General features: G+C 53.7%; 6 protein-coding genes. 4 read left to right on the forward strand and 2 right to left on the reverse strand.

Annotation, left to right across the window (positions count from 1 at the left end; genetic code table 11):
* Window positions 1-573, forward strand: a 573-nt coding sequence (locus P1U71_RS17320) for an IS6 family transposase (protein WP_301106928.1), incomplete at its 5' end; no start/stop codon positions are given.
* A gap of 339 nt (window positions 574-912) precedes the next feature.
* On the opposite strand, the gene P1U71_RS17325 is transcribed toward P1U71_RS17320, so the two are convergent.
* Together P1U71_RS17325 and P1U71_RS17330 are read right to left on the reverse strand one after the other, a co-directional pair.
* Window positions 913-2,976, reverse strand: a complete 2,064-nt coding sequence (locus P1U71_RS17325; protein WP_301106929.1) for a DUF87 domain-containing protein — start codon at window positions 2,974-2,976, stop codon at window positions 913-915.
* A complete protein-coding gene (locus P1U71_RS17330) occupies window positions 2,973-4,373 on the reverse strand; it encodes an SIR2 family protein (RefSeq protein ID WP_301106930.1) in 1,401 nt (466 codons plus the stop codon). The genes P1U71_RS17325 and P1U71_RS17330 overlap by 4 nt, the downstream gene beginning before the upstream one ends.
* Window positions 4,374-4,812: 439 nt before the next feature.
* Here P1U71_RS17330 and P1U71_RS17335 point away from each other — a divergent pair, with 439 nt between their 5' ends.
* The 3 genes from P1U71_RS17335 to P1U71_RS17345 are packed head-to-tail and all read left to right on the forward strand — an operon-like array spanning window position 4,813 to window position 7,021.
* Complete coding sequence (locus P1U71_RS17335; protein ID WP_301106931.1) at window positions 4,813-6,183, forward strand: DNA methyltransferase; 1,371 nt, start codon at window positions 4,813-4,815, stop codon at window positions 6,181-6,183.
* A complete protein-coding gene (locus tag P1U71_RS17340) occupies window positions 6,180-6,584 on the forward strand; it encodes a DUF5681 domain-containing protein (protein WP_301106932.1) in 405 nt (134 codons plus the stop codon). The genes P1U71_RS17335 and P1U71_RS17340 overlap by 4 nt, the downstream gene beginning before the upstream one ends.
* Window positions 6,585-6,607: 23 nt before the next feature.
* Window positions 6,608-7,021, forward strand: a complete 414-nt coding sequence (locus tag P1U71_RS17345; protein ID WP_288903035.1) for a DUF5681 domain-containing protein — start codon at window positions 6,608-6,610, stop codon at window positions 7,019-7,021.
* The last annotated feature ends 149 nt before the right edge of the window (window positions 7,022-7,170 follow it).

Consider the following 7,170-nt stretch of genomic DNA (forward strand, 5'->3'; position numbering starts at 1 on the left):
CTAGATATCTCATATGAAACCGTTCGACGATGGTTTCTAAAATTTGGTGAACCAATCGCCAAAAATCTGAGGTCCTACTGCCCTACTCCCAACGATATCTGGCATTTGGATGAAATGGTCATCATTATCCGAGGCAAGCGCCATTTTCTGTGGCGTGCCGTCGATAGTGAAGGCGAAGTTCTGGATTTCCTCGTACAATCAAAGCGAAACGTCAAAGCTGCCTTTAAATTGATGCGGAAATTACTGAAGAAGCAAGGTTTTGCACCAACGCAAATCGTCACAGATCAACTGAAATCCTATCATAGGGCATTTCGAACTTTGAATTTGAGCGCTGAGCATATTGACAACAAGCGATCTAACAATAGGGCGGAAAACTCGCACCTTCCGGTAAGGCGAAGAGAGCGAAAAATGCAGAAGTTCAAGTCACCCGAATCTGCTCAGAGATTTCTCAATGTTCACTCAGCCACTTACAATAACTTTTATCTTCAACGCCACCTAATCAATCGATCTCATCTCAAGCAATGCCGCGCTGAAGCATTTGACGTTTGGGCTACAGCAAGCGCCGCAGCCTAAATATCTGCACTAAGATTTCTCTATGCTTTTAGCAAGTTAATGTGACAATGCCTTCCGGAGGCAAGTGCCCACGGCAGCCTAAGTCCGTCAGCGGATCAAACGATAGTGCGAGTGTGATGATGATGTGATGGCAAAACAGGGATTGATCAAACCCGAGGTGTTGTCCGGGCTCACAGCCCGATAATGTGACAGGGCGTCGATCCTTCGGACTCCATCAGGGCCCGCAGCACTACGCTGCACACAGAGGCCGGATAGATGACTGCAACCCCCCTGTCTCAGATCAGAAAACTCTTGCATTTCAGGAGGCGTCCATAGATGACAATGCCAATCCCAGAATGGCTACGTATCTGCGTCGGCTTCGTCGGTCGCAGTGAGATCGACGGCTTCCTTGGTCAGCTGACTGCTAGGAATGGCTAGCTCAACTGCCTTTTCAGGCGGTCTGAACCATAGCTCCCGAATAGCTGCGTCATCGCTCTTGGGTCGAGGGTCGACATCGCGAACTCGAAACGTAGTAGGCAAATTGACGGCGTTGCCGAAAATCAGCGCATGTTGCTTGGGAAGGGATGGTAATCGCCGTAGGACACTCTCTGAGACAAAGGGCGTCATTTGCCGGATGTGAGACAGGTCATCGGGGTTCTGAATCCGATGCACCAGGAAATTTGAGCACTGTGACAGAACTGTTTTGGACAACTCGCTGGGCCGTTGCGACGCGACCTTGAGAAACATGCCGTACTTCCGACCCTCTTTTGCAATGCGCTCGAATGTCTGGCTAGCATCGATTGCGTAGCGCGATGGGTACTCCGCAACATAGCGGTGCGCTTCTTCCAGCACGAGATTGACAGGAAATCTGTTGCGCGGGTCGGCCCGGCGCAGACGATCAAATACGAGTCTAGCAATTACGGCAGAGGCAACCTCGACGACTTCATCAGCAGCTTCGTTCATATCCAGCACAATGATTTGAGCTGACTTGTGAAACGCCTCGCCGTGCCTTTCCAGTCCGAGAAAACGCTCTACAAACCGGGCTCTGCCGCGCTCTACCTCGCTTAAATTCGATGGTGAAACACGCAAGAAGGCAAACTCTTCGCGCTCGCTGATCCACTTGAAACGGGTCAGCATCTGCGAGCAGTAATCTCTGATCTGGCGATTGCCGTGCGCTTCTTCATACAGCAGCGCCAAATCTAGCGCGGCTCCCAAATCATTGAACTCAAACTCAACGTTCGCATATCCCGGAAGAGACGCATCATCTAGGAAATAATTGTCGAGCAGGTCGGTGAGCCCTTCAGGGTCAGCCATCTCCCCGAAACTGATCGCGATCTTATCGCGAACCGCGTCAATATTGAGCTCATCTGTCTTGAATGTGGATAGAACGCCAACAATGCGATCCTTTTTCGCCCCACTTCCGACTTCGCTCTGAAGAATGGCCTGGATGCAAGAACTCAAGATGTGATTACGAAGGTCTCCAAGGCGACCATCACGATCGGCAGAAAACAGGCTTGTTAAGCCTAGTGCTGTCCTCAGTACCGGCTGTTGAGTTCGCTCACTTGCACGCAGCAGAAGTTCCCATTCCTCAACAGACATGAACCAATGCGGTAGCCGAAAAACTGCCGTTTCCTCACCTTCATCGAAGGGTTCTCGGGCATTCGCTTGTGGATCCTCCGATAGGTGGAGGTATAGGCGGTTTATGTCTTTAGGAAGCTTCGCGAACGCCCGTCTGTATTCGCCGTTAACGTCGAGGACTATGAATGTGGCTCCACATGCAACAAACGAATTCTTTTTTTCAAAGAGAGATTGAAGGACTGTTGCAACGGTACACGACTTACCGCTGCCCGTGTTTCCGAGCACAGCCACGTGTCCACCAAAGAAATCGTCAACCCGGACCTTGATGTCATAGCCTTGGAAGACGACTGAGCTACCTATCGTCAACGCGCGAAACCGGGTTGCCGTGCCGTCTCCATCACCTTCCGGCGGTTGGGGCACAAGCTCTTCCCACTCGGCTACCTCGAAAATCCAATCAAGCTCTTCATCAAAAGTGTAGAGCGCATCGGAGTATAGGGACGGGAATATTGAGACGCCGAACCGAAATGCGCCATCGCGTTTCTGAGGCAGCATTCCCACGGGCACAAGATCCAGAAACTTCGCAGATCCGGCCTTATCAAGACCGCCGCTGTCTTGCTCCTGTCGAGCACCTATCAGATCTCGCTCTCGCAAGCCGACAACCTCGGCAACGACATACTCGGACTGGACCGGGATCATAACAAACGAGCCAAGGCGTGCGACGTAGTGCATGTCGTCGAAGCCAACCACGGTGAAATTATCTGTGTGGCTGTGAAGCTCCACGACAAACTTGTCCGCAGCGACGGAGACAACCTTGCCAATTGTCCTGCGGCGATCATCGGAGCTCATGCCTCGTCTCCGTTTGTCTTATTGTCGCTCTTCGATAAAAGCCGTTGCAGGACTTTCTCCACAGCAGCATCAACCTTGCCGCCGGGCGGCTCAGGCATGAATTCGGCAATGAACGTATCGAAATAATGCGCGCTGCTTTCTGACGAAGGCCCTGCGCCGCCAATTATCCAGATGCGAGGATCATCGAGTTCACGAAGTGTCTGAGCTACACCCGGAGCGCTTGGTGGGAGGAATGCAATCAACCGAAAGCCGGGCACTGTTAACGCCTGAAAAATGTTGTTGTTGATATGCTCGTCGCCAAAGCCATAACCGACAGTGAACAACACGCTTTGATCGCGAACGACCCTCGCCTGGAATTCACGAAATAGATCAGAATATGGCGAAGCGAAACTTGCATTCTGTTTGGCTGGCGTCGGATAGATCATGACCCGGCTGGCCATGTCTTCGGATTGCTGTTGCATCTCTCTGATTGGGAATAACCCCGTAGCTTCCTCTACCCAGCTCACCGAACCATGCAGCTTACAGAGGTAAACGAAGTTATCGACGGCAGCCCACTTCCGACTGGAAATATCGAGTTGTTCTGCAAGTGAGTAGCGGAATGTGGCCGGGTTGAAACGACGCTCAACGGTGCCCGAAAAGCCATTGCCGTATGGGATCCCGAGACGGTCCATCGCGGTCTCGTTGAACAAGTCATAGTTCGTTGAAAATACCCAAGGCCGCGGCAACGACCGATCCCGGTATACAAGCTTGCGATAGAACGCCTGATAAAGGGAAAGTACCGTTTCATTCCCAGTCGCAAACGGTCCCTTCGTGCAGGCCCGCAACACATAGCGGGCGACTTTGGAAATGACGGAATCTACCGTGTCCTTAGCGACCGTCAGCTCCTTATTGGCGCTTTGATGAAGTGCGAACCGGAAGCTGTATAATACCTCCATAAGACGTTCGAGATTTGTCGCGTATTCCTCGGCCGTGATGTCCAGTCCAAGCACGTCGTTCAGGGCCGAGCGCTCAGCCTCTGTTGCGTGATACGGGTCATCATCGTCGCCGACAGTATCGACAAAATGGCGTGCCAAGGGAGCCATCGTTGGAATGCCAAGCTGGTTGCCATCCTTCTGGAAAGAAGAGCAACCGGCGCCGAGAAGAAACGCCACATGCCGAGCACTCATGGCGTCGGTGAGACTCTCACGAACCTTTCCAGCGGCTTCATGCCAGTTGAAGTCTGCTCCTTCCTTTGGAGCGAGTACGTCTGTCGCGCCCTTATAGAAAGAGAAGTGAACGGGCTCGCTCGCCGCCGCTTCGACGCCATTTGGCATTTCACTGTCAATCATTGCCACTTCACTATCTTCGCCTTCAGAAGCTACATCTTGTAAATTAAAACTCTTTTCGCTAACTTCCACTTTGAGTGTAGTTTGCGGTTATTGCAAGTCTGCCAATTACCTTTAATGGTAAATGTTACTACTCCCTATGCATTTCAAAACGCAAAATCGTCTTAGCCGTTTTCTCACCAACGACGTTACTTATATTGGTTGCGAAGGTAGACTTTGAACCACTGGCCTTCAGGTTATAAACCCGAGTTGTCATTTGTTGCGCAAAGGCTTAGCCGACATTTCCCCTTGCAATCCCCGCGTGTTTATCCTATGTTTAATATGCCTTAGGAGAAGGCGAGCGTCAGGCATGGCCCTGCCGGGATCCTTCTTTCGGTGGAGAGAAAAGCGGGGCATGGTCCGGCGCATTCTCCTGAAGGGTCCATAGCTTTCCATGGTGTGAGCGTGGTTTTCGGTAACTTCCGGAACTGCGCTTTTTTTATGGCTGGTTCCGATTTTATAGGAGCCAAACATGCTCATAAAACATATGGAAATAAAACTTCAGCGCCTTGATGCGCTCACGCCCTATGCGCGCAATGCCCGCACCCATTCAAAAAAGCAGATCCGGCAGATCGCCGACAGCATCAAGACCTTCGGCTTTACCAACCCGGTCCTCGTGGACAGGACGGGCGGTGTCATTGCCGGGCACGGGCGGATCGAGGCGGCGCGGCTCCTTAAGATGGAGAGCGTGCCGACCCTCTGCCTTGCAGATCTGACGGAAGAACAGGTCCGTGCCTATATCATTGCTGACAACCGCCTTGCGGAGCTTGCCGGCTGGGACCGCGAGATCCTCGCCATAGAGCTGCAGGAACTGCTGACGATCGACCTCGACTTCGATCTGACCCTCACCGGGTTTGAGACCCCCGAGATCGATATCCTGATCGGGGAATTGAATACCGATACGCCAGATGATCCGGAAGAGGACATCCCTCTCGTTGATGCCGGACCAGCTGTCAGCCATGTCGGCGATATCTGGCAGATCGGAAAGCATCGGCTGATCTGTGGCGATGCCACCGATGCGGACGTCTATGCCGCCCTTCTGGACGGCAGCAAGGCACAGCTGGTCTTTACCGACCCGCCCTATAACGTGCCCGTCGACGGCCATGTCTGCGGCCTCGGCAAGGTTCGCCATCGCGAGTTCGCCATGGCGGCGGGAGAAATGGATGAGGAGGGCTTTACCAACTTCCTCGGCACCGTCTTCCGGAACCTCGCCCGCTTCAGTATCGACGGCGCGGTGCAGTTCATCTGCATGGACTGGCGCCATACCGGCGAGATGAACGCGGCCGGCAAGATGGCCTACCCTTCCCTTCTGAATATCTGCGTCTGGGCCAAGACCAACGGCGGCATGGGATCGCTATACCGATCACAGCACGAACTTGTTTTTGTCTTCAAGGCGGGAACCGGCAGGCATATCAACAATGTCGAGCTCGGCAGACACGGCCGCAACCGGACCAATCTCTGGACCTATGCCGGAATCAACAGTTTCGGCAAGACCCGCGATGCGGATCTTGCCCTGCATCCGACAGTAAAGCCCGTGGCCCTGGTCGCCGATGCGCTTCTTGACTGTTCGAAACGCAACGGTATTGTCCTCGATGCCTTCGCCGGCAGCGGTACCACCCTGCTCGCGGCAGAGAAGACAGGACGCCGCGGTTATGGCATCGAGCTTGATCCCCGCTACTGCGATGTCATCGTCAAACGGCTTGCGGAAGCTGCCAACGCCCAGGCGATCCATAAGCAGACCAGCAAGCCATTTGACGAGATGGCCGCGGAAAGGACCCGAGTGGATCCGCCAGGCCCTCTCCCCGCCCCTAAAAATAACAAGAGTAAAGGGAGGGCGTCATGACGGACAGAAAAGAACCTGATGACGACTATGAGGTCGGCCACGGCCGTCCGCCGAAGGCAACCCGCTGGGAGAAGGGCCAGTCGGGCAATCCGAAGGGCCGGCCCAAGGCCGACAAGACGGGTCCGGTCGATATCTCGAACTTTCTCGACGAACCGGTCGCGATGACGATTAACGGCAAAGCCAAAGAGTTACATCCTTTTGAAGCCATGGTCTGGCAGATGATCCGGAAGTCGATGAAGGGAGAAATCACCCCCCTGATCCAGCTTGTCGAGCTCTGCGAGGATCATGGCCTCATCCATACCCCGCCCCCGGAATACGGCGGCGGGGTCATGTTCGCTCCGGAAGGAATAACTCCTGAAGATTATGTGAAACAATATGGAGAGATCATCAATGACGAATAACGGCCAGACTAGAGGAGACAGTTATGTCCGATAATGATACCTGTCCGCCGTCAGAGCGACGGTGCCGGAAAAACACTGCTAACCGCGGCGGGCGGCCAAAGGGGTCGAAAAATCTCAAAACGATGCTACGGGATATCATGCTGCAGGAATATGTCGTGACAGAGGATGGCAAGAAAAAGCGTCGAACGATGCTGCAAATCGCCCTGCTCCAACTCCGTAAGGAAGCCTTGGAAGGGACAAGTCCCCGGGCAATGAAGAAATTCGGGCAAGTGATGGAAAGATACCGTCCCGGCATCATCAACGAGGGTGCCGGGGTTCTGCTTGCCCCGGCCGAAATATCTGCGGAAGACTGGATTAAACGGGAACTTGAAGAAAACAAGACCCTAAAGCCGCCGCCGGGCGTTGACGACATCTATGACGATGGCGACGATGACTAACATCATTGCCACAGTCCGCCCCTATTCTGCGGAAGCCGGTCGTTGTCCCGCCTGATCCGCTTGAACTCTGCGGCCCAGCAAGCTAACGTCCGGATCGCGGGTATGGTTTTACCCGCCGGGGCTTAAGAACCCTGCACACAGCGGCTGGC

It is taken from the genome of Sneathiella sp. (assembly GCF_029233945.1).
Taxonomy (GTDB): Bacteria; Pseudomonadota; Alphaproteobacteria; order Sneathiellales; family Sneathiellaceae; genus Sneathiella.